At 52.9% G+C, this 23,138-nt stretch carries 23 protein-coding genes; 19 read left to right on the forward strand and 4 right to left on the reverse strand.

The window, feature by feature from the left end:
• Positions 1–768 precede the first annotated feature (768 nt).
• On the reverse strand, positions 769–1,926 hold the full coding sequence (queG, locus tag AB7038_RS15845) for a tRNA epoxyqueuosine(34) reductase QueG (RefSeq protein WP_369453634.1): 1,158 nt from the start codon (positions 1,924–1,926) through the stop codon (positions 769–771).
• Positions 1,927–2,119: 193 nt separating this feature from the next.
• Here queG and tsaE point away from each other — a divergent pair, with 193 nt between their 5' ends.
• From tsaE to rplI, 16 genes are all read left to right on the forward strand, one after another.
• Entirely contained in the window at positions 2,120–2,584 is a 465-nt protein-coding gene (tsaE, locus tag AB7038_RS15850; RefSeq protein ID WP_024474246.1) for a tRNA (adenosine(37)-N6)-threonylcarbamoyltransferase complex ATPase subunit type 1 TsaE, read from the forward strand.
• A 13-nt stretch (positions 2,585–2,597) separates the two neighbouring features.
• Complete coding sequence (locus tag AB7038_RS15855; protein WP_369453635.1) at positions 2,598–3,890, forward strand: N-acetylmuramoyl-L-alanine amidase; 1,293 nt, start codon at positions 2,598–2,600, stop codon at positions 3,888–3,890.
• A gap of 19 nt (positions 3,891–3,909) precedes the next feature.
• Entirely contained in the window at positions 3,910–5,808 is a 1,899-nt protein-coding gene (mutL, locus tag AB7038_RS15860) for a DNA mismatch repair endonuclease MutL (protein ID WP_369453636.1), read from the forward strand.
• Positions 5,801–6,739: a tRNA (adenosine(37)-N6)-dimethylallyltransferase MiaA gene (gene miaA / locus AB7038_RS15865; protein ID WP_072872198.1), complete on the forward strand. Its 939-nt coding sequence runs from the start codon at positions 5,801–5,803 to the stop codon at positions 6,737–6,739. Before mutL ends, miaA begins: the two co-directional genes overlap by 8 nt.
• Before the next feature lie 107 nt (positions 6,740–6,846).
• Positions 6,847–7,152: an RNA chaperone Hfq gene (gene hfq / locus AB7038_RS15870; protein WP_072872197.1), complete on the forward strand. Its 306-nt coding sequence runs from the start codon at positions 6,847–6,849 to the stop codon at positions 7,150–7,152.
• A 98-nt stretch (positions 7,153–7,250) separates the two neighbouring features.
• A complete protein-coding gene (hflX, locus tag AB7038_RS15875) occupies positions 7,251–8,531 on the forward strand; it encodes a ribosome rescue GTPase HflX (RefSeq protein ID WP_004234480.1) in 1,281 nt (426 codons plus the stop codon).
• A gap of 86 nt (positions 8,532–8,617) precedes the next feature.
• Positions 8,618–9,895: an FtsH protease activity modulator HflK gene (gene hflK, locus AB7038_RS15880; protein ID WP_108655943.1), complete on the forward strand. Its 1,278-nt coding sequence runs from the start codon at positions 8,618–8,620 to the stop codon at positions 9,893–9,895.
• A gap of 2 nt (positions 9,896–9,897) precedes the next feature.
• A complete protein-coding gene (gene hflC, locus AB7038_RS15885) occupies positions 9,898–10,911 on the forward strand; it encodes a protease modulator HflC (RefSeq protein WP_004234484.1) in 1,014 nt (337 codons plus the stop codon).
• A gap of 191 nt (positions 10,912–11,102) precedes the next feature.
• Positions 11,103–12,401, forward strand: a complete 1,299-nt coding sequence (locus AB7038_RS15890; RefSeq protein ID WP_072872193.1) for an adenylosuccinate synthase — start codon at positions 11,103–11,105, stop codon at positions 12,399–12,401.
• Between the two features lie 205 nt (positions 12,402–12,606).
• Complete coding sequence (gene nsrR / locus AB7038_RS15895; RefSeq protein ID WP_046894250.1) at positions 12,607–13,035, forward strand: nitric oxide-sensing transcriptional repressor NsrR; 429 nt, start codon at positions 12,607–12,609, stop codon at positions 13,033–13,035.
• A gap of 27 nt (positions 13,036–13,062) precedes the next feature.
• Positions 13,063–15,501: a ribonuclease R gene (gene rnr / locus AB7038_RS15900; RefSeq protein WP_369453637.1), complete on the forward strand. Its 2,439-nt coding sequence runs from the start codon at positions 13,063–13,065 to the stop codon at positions 15,499–15,501.
• A gap of 78 nt (positions 15,502–15,579) precedes the next feature.
• On the forward strand, positions 15,580–16,314 hold the full coding sequence (rlmB, locus tag AB7038_RS15905; RefSeq protein ID WP_368889643.1) for a 23S rRNA (guanosine(2251)-2'-O)-methyltransferase RlmB: 735 nt from the start codon (positions 15,580–15,582) through the stop codon (positions 16,312–16,314).
• Positions 16,315–16,465: 151 nt separating this feature from the next.
• Positions 16,466–16,855: a 30S ribosomal protein S6 gene (gene rpsF, locus AB7038_RS15910; RefSeq protein ID WP_004241366.1), complete on the forward strand. Its 390-nt coding sequence runs from the start codon at positions 16,466–16,468 to the stop codon at positions 16,853–16,855.
• Positions 16,856–16,860: 5 nt separating this feature from the next.
• A complete protein-coding gene (priB, locus tag AB7038_RS15915) occupies positions 16,861–17,178 on the forward strand; it encodes a primosomal replication protein N (RefSeq protein WP_045139169.1) in 318 nt (105 codons plus the stop codon).
• A gap of 4 nt (positions 17,179–17,182) precedes the next feature.
• Positions 17,183–17,410, forward strand: a complete 228-nt coding sequence (gene rpsR, locus AB7038_RS15920; RefSeq protein ID WP_004234502.1) for a 30S ribosomal protein S18 — start codon at positions 17,183–17,185, stop codon at positions 17,408–17,410.
• Between the two features lie 38 nt (positions 17,411–17,448).
• Entirely contained in the window at positions 17,449–17,898 is a 450-nt protein-coding gene (gene rplI / locus AB7038_RS15925; RefSeq protein WP_004234503.1) for a 50S ribosomal protein L9, read from the forward strand.
• A gap of 75 nt (positions 17,899–17,973) precedes the next feature.
• On the opposite strand, the gene AB7038_RS15930 is transcribed toward rplI, so the two are convergent.
• A complete protein-coding gene (locus AB7038_RS15930; RefSeq protein ID WP_369453638.1) occupies positions 17,974–18,561 on the reverse strand; it encodes a LysM-like peptidoglycan-binding domain-containing protein in 588 nt (195 codons plus the stop codon).
• A gap of 220 nt (positions 18,562–18,781) precedes the next feature.
• Here AB7038_RS15930 and AB7038_RS15935 point away from each other — a divergent pair, with 220 nt between their 5' ends.
• The 3 genes from AB7038_RS15935 to AB7038_RS15945 all read left to right on the forward strand — a co-directional run bounded on the left by AB7038_RS15935 (position 18,782) and on the right by AB7038_RS15945 (position 20,815).
• Positions 18,782–19,402: a peptidylprolyl isomerase gene (locus AB7038_RS15935; protein ID WP_369453639.1), complete on the forward strand. Its 621-nt coding sequence runs from the start codon at positions 18,782–18,784 to the stop codon at positions 19,400–19,402.
• 134 nt (positions 19,403–19,536) lie between these two features.
• The gene (gene cysQ, locus AB7038_RS15940) at positions 19,537–20,277 is read left to right on the forward strand and encodes a 3'(2'),5'-bisphosphate nucleotidase CysQ (protein ID WP_025154542.1); all 741 of its coding nucleotides are present in this window, start codon (positions 19,537–19,539) and stop codon (positions 20,275–20,277) included.
• Between the two features lie 331 nt (positions 20,278–20,608).
• Positions 20,609–20,815, forward strand: a complete 207-nt coding sequence (locus tag AB7038_RS15945; protein ID WP_004234508.1) for a DUF1107 domain-containing protein — start codon at positions 20,609–20,611, stop codon at positions 20,813–20,815.
• A gap of 33 nt (positions 20,816–20,848) precedes the next feature.
• On the opposite strand, the gene AB7038_RS15950 is transcribed toward AB7038_RS15945, so the two are convergent.
• Both AB7038_RS15950 and msrA read right to left on the reverse strand, forming a co-directional pair.
• Positions 20,849–22,219 (reverse strand): hemolysin family protein, encoded by a 1,371-nt coding sequence (locus AB7038_RS15950; RefSeq protein ID WP_349419081.1) that lies wholly within the window; start codon positions 22,217–22,219, stop codon positions 20,849–20,851.
• A gap of 178 nt (positions 22,220–22,397) precedes the next feature.
• Entirely contained in the window at positions 22,398–23,063 is a 666-nt protein-coding gene (msrA, locus tag AB7038_RS15955) for a peptide-methionine (S)-S-oxide reductase MsrA (RefSeq protein ID WP_369453640.1), read from the reverse strand.
• Positions 23,064–23,138: the final 75 nt, after the last annotated feature.

Below are 23,138 nucleotides of genomic sequence, written 5' to 3' on the forward strand. Positions count from 1 at the left end.
CGGGAATAGCTCAGTTGGTAGAGCACGACCTTGCCAAGGTCGGGGTCGCGAGTTCGAGTCTCGTTTCCCGCTCCAATCTTTTTCTTCTCTTCAGTCCCCCCAACATTATTTTCTGAATAAAATCCTTTGCATGATTTCTGTTACCGGTTCTGCCGGGAAAACTGCTGTGTGGTGTAAATAATCATCAGTCACGGTTATCCGCAGCACAAAAGTGGTCACACTGAAATTTTGCTGATAATTTAATCTGTTAGATGACTTTTTTTCGTAAATACGGGGAAAAGGCTTGCTAATCCCGGCGTGGTGAAATAGAATTTGCGCCCTCTCTGACGAAGGGCAGATGAACGATCACCAGCGGTGATTATTCAGACAGTGAAAGATTACCTCCGGCACTTTCTGCACTATCTTTATGTCAGTTTCTGCTTTTCATCACCTTTCATAGGGTGATTAAGTCAAACAGGGGCAATTTTTTTGTCCGGATGTCATTTTTTATCCACAGCGCTGCGGGGCATGTTATTCACATCCCGGGGTTTCTGACACACTTTTCTGCACAGAGTTATCCACAGGCCGGTTTTGTCGGCTGAATCACAGAATTCCGCGAAATACCGAAAGAATGTATATTTAATATATTGATATTTATATGTTAATTTAATTTATGTGAATTGTGTGACAGCTCTCTTGTATTTTTTCTTCACATTGATAGACAAGGTCTTTTTATATTATTCACAACACTGAACATTGTGGATAACTTAACGGGATTATGAGGCGGGTTCAGGCGTCGCGCGGTAAACCTTTGGAAATGGCGCGGATCAGGCGTTTTTGCTGTGAAGTCTGTATTTCGATACGTGATTCATCTCTTTTTGCATACTGACGGGCAACCGCCCAGCGGATATGCTCATCAAGCCAGTCAGTCAGTCCGGTTTTTTCTGTCAGTGCAATAATAATTTTATCTTCATACGGCGCGTTGCCGAGAGCGACACTGATATTTCTCAGCCAGCGCAGATACCCGATGCGCCGGATAGCGGAACCCTCTGTCACCCGCAGGAAAGTGGCTTCATCCCAGGCGAATAGATCCAGCAGTTCCGGTGTATGCAGCCGCTTGCGCGGGGAGAAATCCGCCTCGTCTGTCAGTTGTGAAAAACGGTTCCACGGGCAGATAAGCTGGCAGTCATCACAGCCGTAAATGCGGTTTCCCATCAGCGGACGGAATTCTTCGGGGATAGCGCCTTCCAGCTCAATGGTGAGGTAGGAGATGCAGCGGCGTGCATCGACAGTATAAGGCGCGACAATCGCCTGAGTCGGACAGGTGGTCATACAGGCGACACAGCGGCCGCACTGTTCTTCCGCAGGCGTATCAACCGGCAGCGGCAGGTTGATCAGCAGTTCGCCGAGGAAAAACCAGGAACCGGCTTCACGATTTAAAGTAAGTGAGTGCTTACCAATCCAACCAAGGCCGGCTTTGGCTGCCAGCGGGCGTTCCAGTACCGGTGCCGAGTCGACAAACGGGCGGTAACTGAGGGTATTTTCCAGCGCGAGATCATCACACTCAGCCTGAATCCGCTCTCCCAGCTGCTTCAGGCGCTGGCGCAGAAGCTTGTGATAATCACGCCCCAGCGCATAACGGCTGATATAACCCTGCTCCGGGTTTTGCAGTACAGCAGCAAAGGACGCTTTGGCCGGAAGGTAGTTCATCCGCACACTGATCACCCGCAGCGTGCCCGGCAGCAGTTCATGAGGGCGCGCGCGCATCATGCTGTGGCGCGCCATCCAGTCCATCTCTCCCTGATAGCCTGCATCCAGCCACGCCTGCAGCTTCGGCTCTTCCGCGCTGAGATCTGTATCGCAGATACCGACCTGCTGAAAGCCGAGTTCGCGTCCCCATTGTTTGATCCGGGCGGCAAGCTGGTGTAAATCAGGGTGAGTGCTCATTAGTGAGTGTTTACTTACATTGCAGGTGTGATGGTGAATGGTGCGGAGTTTATCACAGACCGTCCGGCACAAAAACTGCGCATTATTGTCGTTTTTTCGCACGCCGTTATGCAGGTATGTCACCGGAATGTGGTATGTTTAACGGATTACACGCTCAATTATTTCAATAAAATAACCTGTGACGACAACGAGAATGAAAGAACGTCTGTTTACGCTGGCAGATGAAGCTGCCACTGTCGCGCTCGGCCGTGCACTGGCACAGCAGAGTCAGCGCGGATTTGTCCTGCATCTTTTCGGCGATCTGGGGGCCGGAAAAACCACCTTCAGCCGCGGCTTTCTTCAGGCACTGGGGCATCCCGGCCATGTGAAAAGCCCGACTTACACCCTGGTCGAGCCCTATGAGCTCTCACCACGTCCGGTCTATCATTTTGACCTGTACCGCCTGGCGGATCCGGAAGAACTGGAATTTATGGGGATCCGCGATTATTTCGGGGAAAACACCGTTTGTCTGGTCGAATGGCCGCAAAAAGGAGCCGGTTTCCTGCCGGATGCAGATTTGGAATTGCACTTACGGTATGATGGTGAAGGACGGGAAGCCCGTTTTGCCGCCCGTTCCCCTTATGGTGAAGAACTCCTGGATAAGTTAGCGGAGATGTGAGGAATTACCGATAATGAATGCATATCTGACACGGAAATCTGATGTGGCTGCCGTTTCATGGCTGACGGCGCTGTTTTTCTGCGTGAGCCTGCTGTTCAGTGCAGCCGGGCACGCCGCGTCCCTGACGGGCATCAATGTGAACAACAACGGTTCTCAGGGCACATTACAGCTCAGTTTTGATGGCAAACCGCAATATAAACTGTTTCCGCTGCATGACCCGGAGCGTCTGGTGATTGACATCCGTCAGCCGCAGAAAATTACCGGCCTGCCGATCAATCTGAATAACGGGCTGATTAAAGTGGTCAGAGAGAGCCGCGCGCCGGATGCTCAGCATCAGCGCATCGTGCTGGAACTGGCGGATAAAAACAGTTTCCGCGATTCTGCGGATAACAGCGGTCTGACCATCACGCTGACCGGCAAAAACAGTTATAGCGCAGCCCCGGTGGCTGCCGCACAACCGGTCACCACCACAACCGGCAAACCGCTGCGCATGAACAGCGGCAGTGCTGCTCCGGCAGCAACCACCCCGGCCGCTGCACCTGCACAGGCAAAAATCCCGGTGGTACCGACGGGTAAACTGCCGAAAAACAGTCGTCAGATCGTGGTGGCGATTGATGCCGGACACGGCGGGAAAGACCCGGGTGCTATCGGCCAGAACGGGCTGAAAGAGAAAAACGTCACTATCAGTATCGCCCGCAAGCTGGAAAAACGTCTGAAAGATGACCCGATGTTCAAACCGGTACTGACCCGTGACGGCGATTATTTTATCTCGGTGGCCGGGCGCTCAGAAGTGGCGCGTAAATTCGGCTCCAACATGCTGGTGTCCATCCATGCGGATTCCGCACCAAACCGCACCGCGACCGGTTCGTCAGTCTGGGTGCTCTCCAACCGGCGGGCAAACAACGAATTAGGTAACTGGCTGGAACAGAGCGAAAAACAATCCGAACTGCTCGGTGGTGCCGGTGATGCACTGGCAAACGGTGCAGATCCGTATCTCAGCCAGGCGGTGCTGGATTTACAGTTCGGTAACTCTCAGCGTGTCGGTTATGCGGTGGCTCAGGACGTGATCCGTCAGCTGCGCCAGATAGGTAAAGTACACAAAGGTACGCCGGAACACGCGAGCCTCGGTGTGCTGCGTTCGCCGGATATTCCGTCCATTCTGGTGGAAACCGGCTTTATCAGTAACAGCACTGAAGAACAGCTGTTAGGATCCGATACTTACCAGGAGCAGGTCGCTGCCGCGATCCATGGCGGGTTACGCGCATACTTTACCGCGAACCCGTTACAGGCAGCACCGTCCAAATAACAGGAGAACGGGGGCAATTATGGCGATCAGGATTTTACCGCCGCAGCTGGCAAACCAGATAGCCGCAGGCGAAGTGGTTGAACGCCCGGCATCGGTGGTGAAAGAACTGGTGGAAAACAGCCTGGATGCCGGTGCCACCCGTATCGATATTGATATTGAACGCGGCGGTGAAAAGCTTATCCGCATCCGTGACAACGGCTGCGGTATTGCCAAAGACGAGCTGGCGCTGGCGCTGGCCCGTCACGCCACCAGTAAAATCGCCACACTCGATGATCTCGAAGCCATCATGAGCATGGGGTTCCGGGGCGAGGCGCTCGCCAGTATCAGCTCCGTATCACGCCTGACCTTTACCTCCCGCACCCGTGACCAGAACGAAGCCTGGCAGGCATATGCCGAAGGGCGTGAAATGGACGTGACGCTGAAACCGGCGGCGCATCCGGCGGGCAGTACCGTGGAAGTGCTGGATCTCTTTTTCAATACGCCGGCACGGCGCAAATTCCTGCGTACTGAAAAAACCGAATTCGGCCACATTGATGAAGTGGTGCGGCGTATCGCGCTATCCCGTTTTGATGTGGCCATTAATCTCACCCACAACGGCAAACTGATGCGCCAGTACCGTCCGGTTAAAGCGGAAGATCAGCAGGAGCGCCGTCTCGGGGCTATCTGCGGTACTGCGTTTATGCAGCAGGCGCTGGCGGTAACCTGGTCTCACGAAGAACTGGAGATCCGCGGCTGGGTGGCCTCACCGGCAGATTACAACGGCCCGGCGGATCTGCAGTATTGCTATGTTAACGGACGGATGATGCGCGACCGTCTGATCAACCACGCCATCCGTCAGGCCTATGAAGACCGGCTGAGCGGCGATCAGCAGCCTGCCTATGTCCTTTATCTGACCATTGACCCGCGTCAGGTGGATGTGAATGTCCATCCGGCCAAGCACGAAGTGCGTTTTCATCAGGCGCGGCTGGTGCATGACTTTATTTATCAGGCGGTGCTCAGTGTGCTGAAACAGCATGAGCAGCCGGTCTCTTTGTTTGAACCGGAGCCGTCAGCGCCGCAGACTCAGCATGTGCCGGAAAACCGTGCGGCAGCCGGTAAAAATATCTTTGAGCGTGAGGAAGTACTCACACCGCCGCCGCACCGGGAAACCACAGGCGGTGCCGTGTCTCACAGCGGTCACAGCAGCGGAAAACCGGCATATTCTGCGGATAAACCCGCATACAACCCGAAAGAAGCCGGAATATATCAGTCACTGATGCAGACTCCGGCAGAAACCCGGCCGCAGCTGTTCCCGGAAAAAAGCACTTTTCTGTCAGAAAACCGGATCAGCGCCGCAAGTGAGCCGGTGACGGAAAAAAGTGAGCGTGTAAGTTTTGGTAAAATCCTTACGCTTTATCCGCCGTGTTATGCGTTAATTGAGACAGATGCAGGTATTGCGCTGTTTTCCCTCAGCAAAGCATCACATTATCTGCGTTGTCAGCAACTGATCCCGGGAGAGCAGGGACTGAAATCCCAGCCACTGATGATCCCGCTTCAGATGGCGTTAAGCGCACAGGAGTGTGAGACATTTATGCAGTTTGCCGGGATATTGCGTACTTTCGGCATAGAAGGCTCAGTTTCCCGTGGAAAAGCGACGATTCGTACGGTATCGTTACCGCTTCGTCAGCAAAATTTACCGCATCTTATCCCTGAATTACTGAGTTTTCTGGCTGCTCATCCGGATGCGGATGAAAACGCCGTTGCATCGCGGCTGGCAGAGATGCTGGTCAGTGAACCGGCAGTTCAGAGCAAAGCACAGGCAGTGCAGCTGCTGGCCGATGTGGAACGGCTGTGCCCGCAGCTGGTGCGCAGGCCGCCGGCAGATTTATTGCAATTAATTGATTTAACTGAGGTCGTTTCAGCATTACGTCATGAGTGAACAGAATCATCATAAACCCGCAGCCCTGTTTCTGATGGGGCCGACGGCTTCAGGAAAAACCGCGCTGGCGATTGAACTGCGTCAGCACCTGCCGGTGGAAATCATCAGTGTGGATTCCGCACTGATTTATAAGGGGATGGATATCGGGACTGCAAAACCCGATGCTGCCGAACTGGCACTCGCCCCGCACCGGCTGATTGATATTCTCGATCCGTCAGTGGCCTATTCCGCCGCCGATTTCCGCCGTGATGCGCTGGCGGCAATGCATGAGATAACTGCTCAGGGAAAAATTCCGCTGCTGGTCGGCGGAACCATGATGTATTTCAAAGCGTTGCTGGAAGGATTATCGCCGCTGCCGTCCGCTGATCCGGAAATCCGGGCGCAGATTGAGGCACGGGCGGCACAGGAAGGCTGGCAGGTTCTCCATGATGAACTGAGCCGGGTTGACCCGGTCGCCGGGGCGCGGATCCATCCGAATGATCCGCAGCGGCTCAGCCGGGCACTGGAGGTATACTATATCTCCGGGAAAACGATGACAGAACTGACGGAAACCGCAGGGGAGAATTTGCCCTTTAATGCTTATCAGTTTGCCATTGCACCGGCAGATCGTAAAATATTGCATCAGCGCATTGAAATGCGTTTTCAGATGATGCTGAAAGCCGGTTTTGAGGACGAAGTCCGTGCGCTGTATCAGCGCGGGGATCTTCATCCGGATTTGCCGTCGATCCGTTGTGTCGGCTACCGCCAGATGTGGTCATATCTGGCCGGAGAAATCAGTTATGATGACATGGTGTATCGGGGCATTTGCGCCACCCGTCAGCTTGCCAAGCGGCAGATGACGTGGTTGCGGGGTTGGGAAGGTGTTCAGTGGCTCGACAGTGAACAGCCTGAACAATCTCTTAAAGCCGTTATGCATGTTCTTCGTGCATAGCGCCGTTGATTGTGTACAATTAACGGGTTACGAAAGTTTTTGAGTAGTTATTTTTCGAACCCAGCTTGGGTTTCATTTAAAAAACAACAAAATAAGGAAAATACAGAATGGCTAAGGGGCAATCTTTGCAAGATCCGTTCCTGAACGCATTACGTCGCGAAAGGGTTCCGGTTTCTATTTATCTGGTCAACGGTATTAAATTACAGGGTCAGATCGAATCATTCGACCAGTTTGTTATTCTGCTGAAAAACACGGTCAGCCAAATGGTTTACAAACACGCGATCTCTACCGTCGTACCTTCCCGTCCGGTTTCTCACCACAGCGGTGGCGCAAACCCGGGGACCGGCGGCAGCAATTACCACCAGTCAGCCGGTAACGGTGGTGTGCAACAGGATACTGATGGCGCTGAATAAGTCAGTGTGCAGTTATCAATCGCGGAAAAACATAGGTAGGGAGACTTTACCTGTGTTTTTTCCTGCGTGTTTTTCACTCAGCCTGAGAGGTTCTGCCGTTGTTTGACAGGTATGAAGGCGGTGAACGGGCCGTACTGGTCCATATATTTTTCTCACAGGATAAGAACACTGATGATCTCAGTGAATTTGAATCCCTTGTGACATCCGCGGGTGTGACACCTGTTCAGATAGTCACCGGCAGCCGCAGTGCCCCGCACCCGAAATATTTTGCGGGTGAAGGTAAAGCGGAAGAGATTGCCGATGCTGTCACAGAAAGTGAAGCCGATGTGGTGCTCTTTAACCATGCTTTAAGTCCGGCGCAGGAACGCAACCTCGAGCGTTTGTGCCAGTGCAGGGTGGTTGACAGAACCGGGGTTATCCTCGATATCTTCGCCCAGCGGGCACGGACACATGAAGGTAAATTACAGGTGGAACTGGCGCAGTTACGCCATCTTTCCACGCGTCTGGTCCGCGGCTGGACGCACCTTGAACGCCAGAAAGGCGGGATTGGTCTGCGGGGGCCGGGTGAGACTCAGCTTGAGTCCGACCGCCGGATGCTGCGGGATAAAATCAAACAGATTTCAGGGCGTCTCGAAAAAGTGGAACGCCAGCGCGGACAAGGCCGTCAGGCGCGCAGTAAAGCGGATATTCCGACGGTGTCTCTGGTCGGTTACACCAACGCCGGGAAATCCAGTCTGTTTAATCACATAACTGATGCGAAAGTCTATGCTGCGGATCAGTTATTTGCGACACTCGATCCGACCCTGCGGCGGATTGATGTCGATGATGTCGGCACAGTGGTGCTGGCGGATACGGTCGGGTTTATCCGCCATCTGCCGCATGACCTGGTGGCGGCATTTAAAGCCACGCTGCAGGAAACCCGCGAAGCGACACTGCTGCTTCATGTGGTCGATGCGGCGGATAACCGGGTGGATGAAAATATTCATGCGGTTAATGCAGTTCTGGAAGAGATTGATGCACATGAAATTCCGGTTCTGATAGTGATGAATAAAATCGATATGCTGGACGATTTCGAACCGCGTATCGACAGAAATGAGGATAACCTGCCGGTCAGGGTCTGGCTTTCAGCACAGACCGGAGCAGGGATCCCGTTGTTGTTCCGGGCGCTGACGGAACGCCTTTCCGGTGAGATCGCACACCTGGAATTGTGTCTGCCTCCGTCGGAGGGTCGTCTGCGCAGCCGTTTTTATCAGCTTCAGGCGATTGAACGTGAATGGCTTGATGATGATGGCCGGATTTGCCTTGAAATCAGGCTGCCCATTGTTGACTGGCGCCGCCTCTGCAAGCAGGAACAACAGTTAGCCGATTACGTTATCTGATTATCAGCGGCGTAATATATTAATTGAGAGCGCGTTTTTGTGCTCTTAGCCCTGAAAAACCGATCATAAAAGAGTGGAGCGAAGGCATGGCGTGGAATCAGCCCGGTAATAACGGACAGGACCGCGACCCGTGGGGGAGCAGCAATAAAGGCGGCAACTCCGACGGTAACAAAGGCGGCCGGAACCGTGGGGCATCTGATCTCGACGATCTGTTCCGGAAAATGAGCAGAAAACTCGGTGGTCTGGGTGGCGGTAAAGGCGGAAACAATAACGGGCAGTCCGGCGGGAACAATCGTCCTCCGGTACAGTTCGCGGGCGGACGTATTATCAGTCTCGCTATTGCCGCCGTTGTTGTTGTCTGGGCCGCAACCGGCTTCTATACGATTAAAGAAACGGAGCGCGGCGTGGTTACGCGTTTCGGTAAATTCAGTCATGTGGTTCAGCCGGGTCTGAACTGGAGACCGACCTTTATTGATCGCGTTACTGCGGTCGATGTGGCGACCGTCCAGGATCTGGCCACCAACGGCATGATGCTGACCGCTGACGAGAACGTGGTCCGCGTTAACATGAACGTGCAGTTCCAGGTAGTGAACCCGGAAGATTACCTCTTCAGCGTCACCAACCCGAACAACAGTCTGCGTCAGGCGATGGACAGTGCGGTACGCGGGGTTATCGGTAAGTTCACCATGGAGAAAATTCTGACGGCGAACCGTACCGTGGTCCGTAACGAAACCCAGAAAGTCCTCGAAGAGACAATCAGACCTTATAAAATGGGGATAGCGATTGTCGACGTAAACTTCCAGGAAGCGCGTCCGCCGGCTGAAGTTCAGGCTTCATTCGATGACGTGATTGCCGCGCGTGAAAACGAACAGCAGTCCATCCGTGAAGCGGAAGCTTATTCGAACGAAGTTCTGCCGCTGGCAAAAGGTAATGCGCAAAGTATGATCGAAAGCGCACAGGCGTATAAAGCCAGTATCGTGCTGAAAGCGCGCGGTGAAGTGGCCAGCTTCTCGAAAATGCTGCCGGAATACCGTGCGGCACCGGATATCACCCGTGAACGTCTGTACATTGAGACAATGGAACGTGTGCTGAGCAATACCCGTAAAGTGATTGCCAATGATAAAAGCAACAGCATGATGGTGCTGCCGCTGGATCAGATTATGCGTGAGCAGAGAGCCGCCTCTCAGACTGCACCGGCGAAAGCTGCTGCCACACCATCATCCGCCCCGGCAACACAGGCACCGGCAGGCCGTCAGGCACAAAACAGCAGCCAGAATCCGAATGTACCCGCTGAATACAACAACACGTATGATCTCAGCAGTTCGGGTATCCGTGGCAACACTGAACGCACAGGGAGACAATAATCATGCGTAAGTATTTAGCCGTTATTGTTATTCTGGTTTTAGGCGTTCTGTATGCGTCTGTCTTTACCGTTCAGCAGACCGAGCGCGGTATTGTGCTGCGCTTTGGCAAAGTTCTGCGTGATGCGGATAACAAACCGATTGTGTATGAGCCGGGTCTGCATCTGAAAGTGCCGTTTATTGAAACAGTGAAAATGCTGCCTGCCCGTATCCAGACACTGGATATCCAGGCTGACCGTTTCCTGACAAACGAAAATAAAGACCTGATCGTCGATTCTTACCTGAAATGGCGGATTAGTGATTTCAGCCTGTATTATCTCGCAACAAACAGCGGTAATATTAATCAGGCTGAAAACCTGCTGAAGCGTAAATTCAGTGACCGTCTGCGTTCTGAGTTCGGTCGTCTGAGCGTGAAAGAGATTGTGACGGATTCCCGCGGTACATTAACGACGGAAGTCAAAAATGCACTGAACGAAGGAAGCTCCGGTAACGATCCGCAGGCAACCGATGCTGATAACGCTATTGCCGATGCGGCAGCGCGTGTTCAGGAAGAAACCAAAGGCGCACAGCCGCAGGTGAATCCGAACAGTATGGCGGCGTTAGGTATCGAAGTGGTGGACGTCCGTATCAAGCAGATCAACCTGCCTGCGGAAGTCTCCGAAGCTATCTTCCAGCGTATGCGTGCAGAACGTGAAGCTGTGGCACGTCGTCACCGCTCACAGGGTCTGGAAGAAGCCATGAAGATTCGTGCGGTGGCAGATAAAACCCGTACTGAAATCCTGGCCGAAGCGGAGCGCCAGTCACTCTCCCTGCGTGGTGCGGGTGATGCGGAAGCCGCTAAACTGTTTGCGGATGCATTCAGTCAGGATCCGGATTTCTATGCGTTTATCCGAAGCCTGCGTGCTTATGAGCAAAGCTTCAAACCCGATGGCAACGACATTATGGTGTTAAGCCCGGATACGGATTTCTTCCGTTACATGAAGGCACCGACATCATTGCGTCCGGCTTCAGGCCAGTAAGTCCGGTAACCGCATAACCGGTACTGAAAAATCGTCAGCATGCTGATGGTCGCACTCTGATGAAGAAAGCCCGCTTAGGCGGGCTTTATTATGGACATTGATCAGGTGACTTTCATAAAGTGGATAAAAAGTGCTGAAAGGGCGGTCATGAGATGCTAGAATCCTTTTTTAAGCAACCAGGTAAAAACGAAATGGGTAAGAACGTTGTCGTATTGGGCACCCAATGGGGTGACGAGGGCAAGGGCAAAATCGTCGACTTGCTGACTGAACGGGCTAAGTATGTTGTTCGTTATCAAGGTGGCCACAACGCGGGTCACACTCTGGTTATCAACGGTGAGAAAACCGTCCTGCATTTAATTCCGTCAGGTATTCTCCGCGAAAACGTCGTCAGCATCATTGCTAACGGTGTTGTACTCGCACCCGATGCACTGCTGAAAGAAATGACTGCACTGGAAGAGCGTGGTGTTCCGGTGCGCGAACGTCTGCTGATTTCTGAAGCATGTCCGCTGATCCTCCCTTATCATGTTGCGCTGGATAATGCCCGTGAGAAAGCACGCGGCGCGAAAGCTATCGGCACAACAGGGCGCGGTATCGGGCCTGCATATGAAGATAAAGTTGCCCGTCGCGGTCTGCGCGTGGGTGATCTCTTCGATAAAGAGACCTTCGCTCAGAAACTGAAAGAAATCCTTGAGTATCACAACTTCCAGTTAGTGAACTACTACAAAGAGCCTGCGGTTGACTATCAGAAAACCCTGGACGAAATCATGGCAGTTGCGGATATCCTGACCGGTATGGTTGTGGATGTGTCTGATCTGCTGTACAAAGCCACCGTTAACGGTGAGCTGGTGATGTTTGAAGGCGCTCAGGGTACACTGCTGGATATCGACCACGGTACCTATCCGTATGTGACCTCCTCAAACACCACTGCCGGCGGTGTTGCCACCGGTTCCGGTTTAGGTCCGCGTTATGTGGATTATGTCCTGGGTATCATCAAAGCTTACTCCACCCGCGTGGGTGCGGGTCCGTTCCCGACCGAACTGTTTGATGAAACCGGTGAATACCTGCGTACCAAAGGCCAGGAGTTCGGTGCGACCACCGGACGCAGCCGCCGTTGCGGCTGGCTGGACATCATTGCTATCCGCCGCGCTGTGCAGATCAACTCCCTGTCAGGGTTCTGCATGACCAAGCTGGATGTGCTGGATGGTCTGAAAGAAGTGAAAGTGTGCGTCGGTTACCGTTTACCGAATGGTGAAATCATCGAAACCACACCACTGGCTGCGGATAACTGGGAAGGCATCGAGCCTATCTATGAAGTCATGCCGGGCTGGACTGAAACCACGTTCGGGGCGAAGACCCGCGAAGCACTGCCTCAGGCAGCACTGGATTATATCCGCCGCATTGAAGAACTGACAGGCGTTCCTGTTGATATTATTTCAACCGGTCCGGATCGTTCTGAAACGATGATCCTGCGCGACCCGTTCGACGCATAAGATCGTTCAGGTGATACCAGTCAGGGCCGGGCATGTTTGTCCGGCCTTTTGTTTTCTGACGCCGGGATTTCTGACTGTGTGATGACAGGAAATCCGGCGTTTTTAACGACAAATTTTGCTTAATAAGCAAAAGACACACATAATGATTATCCATTACTTATCATGTGATCCCCCGCGCGGGATGACAGAATTCCCGGGGTAAAATGTGCAGTTAACCAGTTTTACAGATTATGGCTTGCGGGCGCTGATTTATATGGCGTCACTTCCTGATGGTAAAATGACCAGTATTACGGAAGTGACGAACGTTTACGGCGTATCCCGTAACCATATGGTCAAGATAATTAACCAATTGAGCCATTTGGGTTATGTCGAGGCGATTCGCGGCAAAAATGGCGGGATCCGCCTGGGAAAACCTGCTAATACTATAGGTATCGGTGAGGTTGTCCGCGCGCTCGAGCCGTTAACACTGGTGAACTGCAGCGGTGAATTCTGTCACATTACTCCGGCATGCAGGCTGAAATCGGTACTGAATAAAGCCATCCGGGAGTTCTTACAGGAACTGGATAAACACACGCTCGCTGATATGGTGCAGGACAATCAGCATCTTTATAAATTGTTACTGACGGACGAATAACGCCGTTCAGAAACCACGGAGGATACAATGTCAGTGGAAAAACAATCAAACGACCCTTACCGTGAGCGCGAAGCGGAAAAATACGAATCGCCGATCGCGAGCCGTGAATTTATTCTTGAAACTGTCCGCCGCCACACCAAACCGGTGAGCCGCGAAGATATCGCACAGGAACTGGGGATCAGCGGTGAAGAGGCTCAGGAAGCCCTGCGCCGTCGCCTGCGCGCGATGGAGCGCGACGGGCAGCTGGTCTTTACCCGTCGTCAGTGCTACGCACTACCGGAACGTCTTGATTTAATTAAAGGAACCGTGATCGGCCATCGTGACGGCTTCGGGTTCCTGCGTGTGGAAGGACAAAAAGACGACCTCTACATCCCGCAGGATCAGATGAAATTATGCATCCACGGTGATGTGATCCTGGTTCAGGTGATGGGTGCGGACCGCAAAGGCCGCCGCGAAGCGCGCGTTGTGCGTGTCGTCGAGCCGAAAACCGGTCAGATTGTCGGCCGTTACTTTACCGAAGAAGGCATGGGATTTGTCGTGCCGGATGACAGCCGTCTGTGCTTCGATATCCTGATCCCGAAAGAGTCGATTAACGGCGCTCGGATGGGGAATATCGTGGTGGCGGAGCTGACCCGCCGTCCGGGCAAACGGGTGCAGGCGCTCGGTGTTATCACCGAAGTGCTGGGTGAGAAAATGGGCACCAGCATTGCCGTGGATATTGCTCTGCGCAAACATGAAATTCCGTTCACCTGGCCTGAGCAGGTGGAACGCCAGGTCGCGGATATCCGCGAAGATGTGCCGGAATCCGCCAAAAAAGGCCGTGTTGATTTACGCGACCTGCCGCTGGTGACTATCGACGGCGAAGATGCCCGTGACTTTGATGACGCCGTCCACTGTGAAGCCAAACGCGGCGGCGGCTGGCGTCTGTGGGTGGCGATTGCGGACGTCAGCTATTATGTGCGTCCGCAGACGGCGCTGGATGACGAAGCCCGCAGCCGGGGAACCTCGGTTTACTTCCCGTCACAGGTTGTGCCGATGCTGCCGGAAGTGCTGTCTAACGGGGTCTGTTCACTGAACCCGCAGGTGGATCGCCTGTGTATGGTGTGTGAAATGACCATTTCGGCGAAAGGCAAACTTTCAGGTTACCGTTTCTATGAAGCGGTGATGAGTTCTCACGCCCGTCTGACCTATACCAAAGTGTGGAAAATCCTCGAAGGGGATGAAGAGCTGCGCGAACACTATGCGCCGCTGGTCAAACACCTGGAAGAACTGCACAAACTCTATAAAGCACTGGCGGAAGCCCGTGATGAGCGCGGCGCGATTGCTTTTGAATCCGAAGAAGCGAAATTTATTTTCAATGCGGAAAAACGCATTGAGCGTATCGAACCGGTACTGCGCAACGATGCACACAAACTGATCGAAGAGTGCATGATCATGGCGAACGTTGCCGCAGCCCGCTTTGTTGAGAAAAACAACGAACCGGCACTGTACCGTGTGCATGATCGTCCGAAAGAAGACAGCGTTACCAATCTGCGCACCGTCTTTAATGAGCTGGGGCTGACCCTGCCGGGCGGTCTGACACCGGAGCCGAAAGATTACGCCCGTGTCATGCTGGAAGTGGCGGAGCGTCCTGACCACGAGCTGTTACAGACCATGCTGCTGCGCTCGATGAAACAGGCAATTTATGATCCTGACAACCGGGGTCACTTTGGCCTGGCATTACCGGCGTATGCCCACTTTACCTCACCAATCCGCCGTTATCCGGATCTGAGCCTGCACCGTGCGATTAAGTACCTGCTGGCAAAAGAACGCGGCGAAGGGAAATCGCAGACCGGCGCGTGGCATTACGATATGCAGAGTATGCTCCAGCTCGGTGAACATACCTCCATGACGGAGCGCCGTGCCGATGAAGCCACCCGTGACGTGGCAGACTGGCTGAAGTGCGACTTTATGCAGGATCAGGTGGGGAATGTCTTTACCGGGCTTATCACCAGCGTGACCGGCTTCGGTTTCTTTGTCCGTCTGAACGACCTGTTTATCGATGGTCTGGTACACGTATCAACACTTGATAACGATTACTACCGCTACGATAATGTCGGCCAGCGTCTGATTGGTGAATCGTCCTCTAATGTATACCGCCTGGGTGATGAAGTTGAAATCCGGGTGGAAGCCGTGCACATGGATGAGCGCACCATTGATTTCGCGCTGATTTCCACCACCCGCCGTGCCCGTAATGAAGGCAAAACCGCAAGAACCCGGGCGAAAGCCGGGGATAAAGGGGATAAACGCCGGGACGGTAAGAAAGGGGATCCCCGCCGTGACAAAAACTTCGAGCCGGACAGTGCGTTCCGCAAGAAGAAAAAAGAAGACGGCCCGAAAGCCCCGAAAAGCAAGAAATCAGCCCGGACCAAAAAAATCGAGGCAAATATAAAGGCGAAACGCGCGAAGAAAAAAGCCGAAAAGTAACCGCCTTTGATTTGAATTTTCCCACAATGAGGCATTGCGCCTCATTGTGTTTTATTGTCCCGCAACAAACGGAACGTTATGAGTGAAATTATTTATGGTATCCACGCCGTGGATGCTCTGCTGGCGCGTGATCCCAGCCGTTTTCTTGAAGTCTTTATCTTAAAAGGGCGTGAAGACCGCCGCCTGACCCCGGTTGTGCATGCTCTGGAAGCGGCAGGTGTCCGCGTGCAGATGGCCAGCCGTCAGTGGATGGACAGCCAGACCGAAGGTGCCGTTCATCAGGGTATTATCGCCAAAGTCAAAGGCGGCCGTCAGTATCAGGAGCAGGATCTGCCTGATCTGCTGGCAGAGCATGAAACACCGTTCCTGCTGGTGCTCGACGGCGTGACTGACCCGCACAACCTGGGGGCCTGTCTGCGTACCGCAGATGCTGCCGGTGTACATGCGGTGATCATCCCGAAAGACCGTTCCGCGCAACTGAATGCCACGGCGAAAAAAGTCGCGTGTGGTGCGGCGGAAAGCGTGCCGCTTATCCGTGTCACTAACCTGGCCCGCACACTGCGTCAGCTTAAGGATGAAAATATCTGGGTTGTCGGCACCGCCGGCGAAGCCACCCATGATCTGTATCAGAGCAAAATGACCGGCCCGGTGGCGCTGGTGATGGGTGCGGAAGGGGAAGGCATGCGCCGTCTGACCCGTGACCTGTGCGACGAACTGATCAGCATCCCGATGGCGGGGTCAGTCTCTTCCCTGAACGTCTCGGTGGCAACGGGTGTCTGCCTGTTTGAGGCCGTGCGTCAGCGCGCAAAATAATCCCGCATCACACACTTATTACCTTGTCTTTTGGGGCGGGTATGAGTATAGTTATGCGTCAAATTTTTCAGCCGCACTTAAACAAGTTCCTTGCCTCTCAGGGTTGCGGTTGCCCGGACAGGAGGCTAATAATCCGTAAGGAGCACTACTAATGCGTCATTACGAAATCGTCTTCATGGTTCATCCGGACCAGAGCGAACAAGTACCGGCAATGATCGAGCGTTATAAAACTGCTATTACTAACGCAGAAGGTCAGATCCACCGTCTCGAAGACTGGGGTCGTCGCCAACTGGCTTACCCAATCAACAAACTGCACAAAGCACACTACGTTCTGCTGAACGTTGAAGCTCCGCAGGAAGTGATTGACGAGCTGGAAACTATTTTCCGCTTCAATGATGCCGTTATCCGCAGCATGGTTATGCGCGTTAAGCACGCGGTGACTGAACCTTCTCCAATGGTTAAAGCGAAAGACGAACGTCGCCCGCGCGACATGTCTGACGACATTGAAGAAAATGATGAAGCTGAGGAAACTGAAGAGTAATAACGGTGTCCGCTAACCGTCTGGTGTTATCCGGCACAGTGTGCAGGGAACCCATCCGGAAAGTCAGCCCGGCCGGAATTCCGCATTGTCAGTTTGTGCTTGAGCACCGCTCACAACAGCAGGAAGCCGGACTCACCCGGCAGGCATGGTGCAGAATGCCCGTGGTTGCCAGCGGACAGACGATCCAAACCATTACTCGCAGTATAACGGTCGGCAGTCAGATAACCGTTCAGGGATTCATCAGCACCCATCAGGGGCGAAATGGATTATCAAAACTGGTTCTTCATGCCGAACATATTGAATTGATAGATTCTGGAGACTAGCCATATGGCACGTTATTTCCGTCGTCGTAAATTCTGCCGTTTCACCGCAGAAGGCGTTCAAGAGATTGATTATAAAGACATCGCTACGCTGAAAAACTACATCACTGAAAGTGGTAAAATCGTACCAAGCCGTATCACCGGTACCAGTGCGAAATATCAGCGTCAGCTCGCTCGTGCTATCAAGCGTGCACGCTACCTGTCTTTACTGCCTTACACTGATCGTCATCAGTAATCGGCACAGTCCATTAATGACTTTAAGAGGATAAGGTAATGCAAGTTATTCTGCTTGATAAAGTAGCAAACCTGGGCAGCCTGGGCGACCAGGTAAATGTTAAATCTGGTTATGCACGTAACTACTTAGTACCGCAAGGTAAAGCAGTTCCTGCAACCAAGAAAAACATCGAATTCTTCGAAGCGCGCCGCGCAGAACTGGAAGCTAAATTAGCTGACGTTCTGGCAGCAGCACACGCTCGTGCAGAAAAAATCAATGCCCTGGGCGTTGTGACTCTGTCTTCTAAAGCGGGTGACGAAGGTAAACTGTTCGGTTCTGTCGGTACCCGTGACATCGCTGATGCTGTAACTGCAGCAGGCGTTGAAGTGGCGAAAAGCGAAGTTCGTCTGCCAAACGGCGTTCTGCGTACTCTGGGTGATCACGAAGTTCACTTCCAGGTTCACAGCGACGTGTTTGCAGAACTGAATGTGAAGATTGTTGCTGAGTAATCTCTGATTACGCGGTAAACATCTTTGAAAGACGCTGGCTCAGGCCAGCGTTTTTTTTTGCAGTAAAAACAGATGTTAAGAACGGCGGTAACTGCCGTCTTTCTGCCGTTTAAAGGTGACGGACTGCCCGTTAGCCTTATCAATCCTCAGCACAGAGACAGTATTCCCCTTTCCTTTGGTCACACTGATTTTATCCCCTGCCTCCACCTGATTCAGCGGCTTCTGCGGTCCCTCAATGGCTGTCATGCGGAATAAATCATCCACCGGTAACCCGTTGCTGCGAAAGACCTGAGCGATGGTCTGGCCCTTTTTGAGGGTGAAACGCAGTGTATCTGCCTGTACCGGCACCGCAGCAGGGGTGGGCTCTGCGGTAACCGGCGGTGGAGTGGTCGCCGGTTGCGGTGCCGGTTCGTTATTCAGTGCGCCCGGCGGGAGGTTATCCGGCAACGGTAAATCCGGAGTATCAGCTGCAGTATCCGGTGGTGTACCGGTCTGCTCTGCTATCAGGTCACCGAGCGGATCAGCCGGTGGCGTCAGCGTGATATTCTGCGAAGGTACGATCACCGGGGGCTTCTGTGCGGCAGGCCAGAATATCAGGACAAGCATGACAATCAGCGCAATGGCGGTGATGGCGTAAAGATGGCGCTTTGGCAGTAGTCTCATCAGAATCTCCCGCTGTTTAGCATGAATAATTATCATCCGGTATTATTCCAGTGTAGCAGCAGACTTACTGAAATTATTCGGAATTAGTCCTGTTTTATAAATTGATTGTGCTGTTTTCCGGGAATCACCGTGTTGCATCAGCTTTCACTGATTATCGGGTTTACCGGGGTACATCCTGCTGTTATGCTTGTCCGTCTTACTTATTGATCAGGTATCTCTCATGACACAACCGACTTTTGACACGATGGAAGCACAGGCAAGCTACGGAATCGGCTTACAAATCGGCCAGCAATTACAGGAATCCGGACTGAGCGGATTAGTACCGGAAGCCATCCTGGCCGGTATCACCGACGCACTGGAAAATAACCAGCCGGCTGTGGCGGTGGATGTTCTGCATCGTGCCCTGCGTGAAATGCATGAGCGTGCTGATGCTGTCCGCAATGAAAAACAGGCTGAGCTGGTCAAAGACGGCATGCGCTTCCTGGAAGAAAACGCGAAGAAAGACGGCGTTTCCACCACTGAAAGCGGCCTGCAGTTCTCCGTCATTAATCAGGGTGACGGCGCTATCCCGGCCCGCACTGACCGTGTCCGTGTTCACTACACCGGCCGTCTGATCGACGGTACCGTGTTTGACAGCTCTGTACAGCGCGGCCAGCCGGCAGAATTCCCGGTAAACGGCGTGATCGCTGGCTGGATTGAAGCACTGACTCTGATGCCGGTCGGCTCCAAGTGGGAACTGTATATCCCGAGCAACCTGGCGTACGGTGAGCGTGGTGCCGGTGCGGCAATCCCGCCGTACAGTACACTGGTATTCGAAGTGGAGCTGCTGGAGATCCTGTAATCTCTCTTTGTCAGCAATAACAGAATATGCGAAATGGCCGGTTTTCACCGGCCATTTTTATTTCTATACTCAGGTCTCCGGAGACGTGAACAGGATTACGCGACTCACTAACCGTTCTGTGAAAGAGGTGAAGGATGCTCAATCAAATTTGTCTGCTGGCCCGGCGGGCGGGCGATGCAATCATGGATATCTACCATCATCCCGACACACTGACCATCTCCGCCAAAGCGGATAACTCCCCCTTAACCGCTGCGGATTTAGCCGCGCATCACATCATCGTGCAGGAACTGAAAGCCCTGACACCGGACATCCCGGTGCTGTCAGAGGAAGATCCGCAGCCGTGGTCTGAGCGGCAGCACTGGACACAATACTGGCTGGTGGATCCGCTCGACGGCACCAAAGAATTTATCAGCCGCAACGGTGAATTTACGGTCAATATTGCCCTGATTTCTGACGGCATACCGGTAATGGGTGTGGTGTATGCCCCGGTACCGGACGTGCTCTACCTGGCAGAAGGCAAACATGCCTGGCGTGAACGGGGCGGGCAGCGGATGGCGATCAAAGTGGTGAACACGGATCTGCCGATGGTGGTGATCAGCCGTTCACATCAGGATGCGGAACTGGCTGATTATCTGGAGCAGCTGGGACCGCATGAAACCCGTGCTATCGGCTCATCCCTCAAATTCTGCCTGGTGGCGGAAGGTAAGGCGCAGCTCTATCCCCGTTTCAACCCGACCCACATCTGGGATACGGCAGCCGGACACGCCGTTGCACTCGCAGCCGGAGCGCATATCACGGACTGGAGCGGAAAAACGCTCGACTATACACCGCGTGAATCGCTGATAAACCCGGGGTTCCGCGTCAGCAGTTTCTGACTGCCATTTTATTCCTGAATAACAGTGTAATTTGCATGATTATGCAAATTACACTGATTTTTCCCCGTCTGTTAAATTCCGCATCTGCTGACACTAATCCCGGTATTTCAGCCTCACATTATTTATAAAACTTATAGTAATTATGAGGTTATTATTCCGAAGTTATAGTGTGACGGTGATCGATTTTCACTCTGATTTGTGAAGTAAATCGTAGTGAAGTGTCATTTTATGTAAAAATAGTGATTAAATCATTTGATTAATGAACCCGGGTGGTAGAATTGAGTCATACCTTAGGCATGAAAGAAAAGGTAAAGGGGAGGACATAAGTACGATGAAAATTTTCGCCCGTTACAACCCGGCTCAGATCGCCCGCTACGTGAAAACCTTATTCCGTGGCCGCCTGTATATACAGGGGATGGGTGCGTTTGAATTTGACTACGGTAAGATTTTACCGCCGAAAATCAGAGACAAACGCCACCTGAGTGCAATGAGTGAAATTAATCAGCAGGTATCGTTGCTGCAGGCGCAGCTGGCGTAACCACAATACCTGTCTGATGAAGAAGGGTTAGTTTTACGGTTTCTGGTGCTGTTCGTTGTGTGCCACGTCAGACTGACCCTCTTTGCCGCTTTCCGCCGCTGACGGACGCGGAATAACCGGTACATCCGGGATCCGTGTAACCAGCAGCTGGTCAATCTTGTAGTTGTCGATATCCACCACTTCAAACTTAAAGCCTGAGAATTTCACGGAATCGGTCCGTTTCGGGATACGGCGCAGCTTATACATCAGGAACCCGGCGATGGTTTCGTAATTGCTGTCATCCGGGAACTCGTCAATATCCAGCACCCGCTGCACATCCTCAATCGGTGTACCGCCTTCAATCAGCCAGGAATTTTCATCACGGGCGACAATCTGTTCTTCCTGTCCCTGACCGACCAGATCCCCCATCAGAGTAATCATCACGTCATTGATAGTGATAACACCCATCACCATGGCGTATTCATTCAGAATGATAGCGAAGTCTTCCCCGGCGTTTTTAAAGCTCTCCAGGGTGTCTGACAGGCTCAGAGTGTCCGGGATCATCAGTGCCGGGCGGATTTGCACACCTTCATGCAGATTCAGGCTCTGGCCGTTCAGCACACGGTTCAGCAAGTCTTTGGAATCGACATAACCGAGCACATGATCCAGCCCGCCGTCGCACACCAGGAATTTCGAGTGCGGCTGCGTGGAGATCTTCTCTTTGATACTCTCTTCGTTTTCCTGCTTGTCGAAATAGACCACGCTCTCACGGGAGGTCATGGCAGACGGGACGGTACGGGATTCCAGCTCAAACACGTTTTCAATAAGTTCGTGTTCCTGCTTGCGCAGCACACCGGCGACCGCGCCTGCTTCCACCACCGCGTAAATATCATCTGAGGTGATATCTTCATTTCGCGCCAGCGGAATTTTGAATAATTTAAAGAACAGGTTGGATAACCCGTTAAACAGCCAGGCCAGCGGGCGCAGTACTGTCAGGCAAAAACGCATCGGCTGGACAATCCGGATGGCGACCGCTTCCGGTTTGATCATGCCGAGACGTTTCGGGGTCAGATCCGCCAGCAGGATAAACATGGAGGTCACGATAATAAATGACAATACGGAGCCGAGCTGCTGTGCGGCGGCATCGGCCATAAAATTGCCGAACAGGGTACGCAGCGCCGGTGAAAAGGCCGATTCACCGACAATACCGGCGAGGATCGCCACGGCATTCAGGCCGATTTGCACTACGGTGAAGAACATCCCCGGTGCTTCCTGCAAACGGAGCACATGGGCGGCATTGGTATTGCCTTCGTCAATCATGACTTTGAGTTTGATACGCCGCGAGGCGGCCAGTGATATTTCAGATAACGAAAAGAATGCGCTGATCGCGCAGAGTAACAGGACGATTAATAAACTATTTAACATATAAGTTCCGAATGGCCGGCACGATTGCCTCTGGGCGCGCTGTTGTTGATTATGCGTGGCGACCGGTTATTTTAGATATATAGAGCATAAGTATCGGATATTAAAAAAGAAAGGCGCACAGAGCATCCAATTTGTCTGTGCGCGGATGTGCAGTATAGCACCGGAACGGGAAAAGCGGCTAGTTTCTCAGCGAGGGTGGCAGACAAACACCGATCCCGCCGAGTCCGCAGTAGCCTTCCGGGTTCTTATCCAGATATTGCTGGTGGTAATCCTCCGCCACATAAAACGGGCCGAGCGGGCGGATGGCCGTGGTGATACTGCGGCTGTCGTTATTGTCATTCATCGCCTGCTGATACTGCTCACGGGAAGCAAGTGCCTGCACGCGCTGACTGTCAGACTGAGTGTAAATTGCCGAACGGTACTGCGAGCCGATATCACCGCCCTGTTTCATGCCCTGTGCCGGATCATGGTTTTCCCAGAACAGACGCAGCAGATCGGCATAACTGATGACCGACGGGTCATAGACCACACGGACGGCTTCAGCATGACCTGTGTTGCCGGTGCAGACGCCTTCATAGGCCGGGTTCTTTGTCGTACCGCCTGTATAACCGGCGGTGGTACTGTATACGCCCGGCTGCTGCCAGAACAGACGCTCCACGCCCCAGAAGCAACCCATGGCGAAATACGCGGTATCAAAGCCGTCAGGCACATGGTTCACATCATGGCCGGTTACGGTATGGCGCGGGCTGATGGTCAGTGCCACGGCGCTGTCCGGCAGTGCATCAGCGGCAGAAACAGGAGATACAACAGTGTCCTGCGGGTATTGAGTGGTGTTTTGTGTCATTTGCGGTGGCTCCTGTTTTAAGAATAATCGGTGCATTATCAGCAGATTTCAGGTTATTTATCTTATGTATCTATA

Source organism: Morganella morganii (assembly GCF_041099235.1).
Classification (GTDB): domain Bacteria; phylum Pseudomonadota; class Gammaproteobacteria; order Enterobacterales; family Enterobacteriaceae; genus Morganella; species Morganella morganii_E.

What these genes read in the sequence shown, in the direction of transcription:
- rplI (WP_004234503.1), top strand. Translation starts at nt 17,449, where the DNA reads ATGCAAGTTATTCTGCTTGATAAAGTAGCAAACCTGGGCAGCCTGGGC.
- miaA (WP_072872198.1), top strand. Translation starts at nt 5,801, where the DNA reads ATGAGTGAACAGAATCATCATAAACCCGCAGCCCTGTTTCTGATGGGG.
- rpsF (WP_004241366.1), top strand. Translation starts at nt 16,466, where the DNA reads ATGCGTCATTACGAAATCGTCTTCATGGTTCATCCGGACCAGAGCGAA.
- tsaE (WP_024474246.1), top strand. Translation starts at nt 2,120, where the DNA reads ATGAAAGAACGTCTGTTTACGCTGGCAGATGAAGCTGCCACTGTCGCG.
- hflK (WP_108655943.1), top strand. Translation starts at nt 8,618, where the DNA reads ATGGCGTGGAATCAGCCCGGTAATAACGGACAGGACCGCGACCCGTGG.
- AB7038_RS15890 (WP_072872193.1), top strand. Translation starts at nt 11,103, where the DNA reads ATGGGTAAGAACGTTGTCGTATTGGGCACCCAATGGGGTGACGAGGGC.
- AB7038_RS15930 (WP_369453638.1), bottom strand. Translation starts at nt 18,561, where the DNA reads ATGAGACTACTGCCAAAGCGCCATCTTTACGCCATCACCGCCATTGCG.
- mutL (WP_369453636.1), top strand. Translation starts at nt 3,910, where the DNA reads ATGGCGATCAGGATTTTACCGCCGCAGCTGGCAAACCAGATAGCCGCA.
- msrA (WP_369453640.1), bottom strand. Translation starts at nt 23,063, where the DNA reads ATGACACAAAACACCACTCAATACCCGCAGGACACTGTTGTATCTCCT.
- queG (WP_369453634.1), bottom strand. Translation starts at nt 1,926, where the DNA reads ATGAGCACTCACCCTGATTTACACCAGCTTGCCGCCCGGATCAAACAA.
- rlmB (WP_368889643.1), top strand. Translation starts at nt 15,580, where the DNA reads ATGAGTGAAATTATTTATGGTATCCACGCCGTGGATGCTCTGCTGGCG.
- hfq (WP_072872197.1), top strand. Translation starts at nt 6,847, where the DNA reads ATGGCTAAGGGGCAATCTTTGCAAGATCCGTTCCTGAACGCATTACGT.
- rpsR (WP_004234502.1), top strand. Translation starts at nt 17,183, where the DNA reads ATGGCACGTTATTTCCGTCGTCGTAAATTCTGCCGTTTCACCGCAGAA.
- AB7038_RS15855 (WP_369453635.1), top strand. Translation starts at nt 2,598, where the DNA reads ATGAATGCATATCTGACACGGAAATCTGATGTGGCTGCCGTTTCATGG.
- cysQ (WP_025154542.1), top strand. Translation starts at nt 19,537, where the DNA reads ATGCTCAATCAAATTTGTCTGCTGGCCCGGCGGGCGGGCGATGCAATC.
- AB7038_RS15945 (WP_004234508.1), top strand. Translation starts at nt 20,609, where the DNA reads ATGAAAATTTTCGCCCGTTACAACCCGGCTCAGATCGCCCGCTACGTG.
- AB7038_RS15950 (WP_349419081.1), bottom strand. Translation starts at nt 22,219, where the DNA reads ATGTTAAATAGTTTATTAATCGTCCTGTTACTCTGCGCGATCAGCGCA.
- AB7038_RS15935 (WP_369453639.1), top strand. Translation starts at nt 18,782, where the DNA reads ATGACACAACCGACTTTTGACACGATGGAAGCACAGGCAAGCTACGGA.
- hflC (WP_004234484.1), top strand. Translation starts at nt 9,898, where the DNA reads ATGCGTAAGTATTTAGCCGTTATTGTTATTCTGGTTTTAGGCGTTCTG.
- rnr (WP_369453637.1), top strand. Translation starts at nt 13,063, where the DNA reads ATGTCAGTGGAAAAACAATCAAACGACCCTTACCGTGAGCGCGAAGCG.